The sequence below is a fragment of the Bradyrhizobium sp. LeoA1Lang genome (genome assembly GCF_055413685.1).
The window spans coordinates 1-367 of sequence record NZ_JBVAPG010000547.1; the positions used below are offsets into that span (position 1 = coordinate 1).

The 367-nt window shown below is 62.4% G+C and carries 1 protein-coding gene; it reads left to right on the plus strand.

Annotated features, from left to right (window positions below):
• Positions 1-150 precede the first annotated feature (150 nt).
• A partial coding sequence (locus tag ACZYOF_RS44455; RefSeq protein WP_463719681.1) for a helix-turn-helix domain-containing protein occupies positions 151-367 on the plus strand: 217 nt, incomplete at its 3' end.

Here is a 367-nt window from a genome sequence, read left to right on the forward strand (position 1 = left end):
TGCTGATGCATTGCGATTGATGGCCTTGACACGAACCATCCCATGTGAGGTTCTGGCTGGCTGGTTACCCGCCTCGATACGCCGCCCTTCTCAGGCCGTCATCACCCAGATTCCGCCATAGCTCCCCGGCCTCCGACAAGGAGGCGAAGCATGAACATACGTTATCGGGTCGAATTGAGCCAAGCCGAGCGGGACGAACTGACGGCGATGCTCGGCGGCGGCAAACATGCCGCCCGCAAGCTCAAACGGGCGCAGATTTTGCTGGCGGCCGATGCCGGCAGCTGCGACGCAGAGATTGTCCGAACCGTCCGGGTCAGCCTTTCCACCGTCGGCCGGACCAAGCGCCGCTTCGTGGAAGGCAATCTGG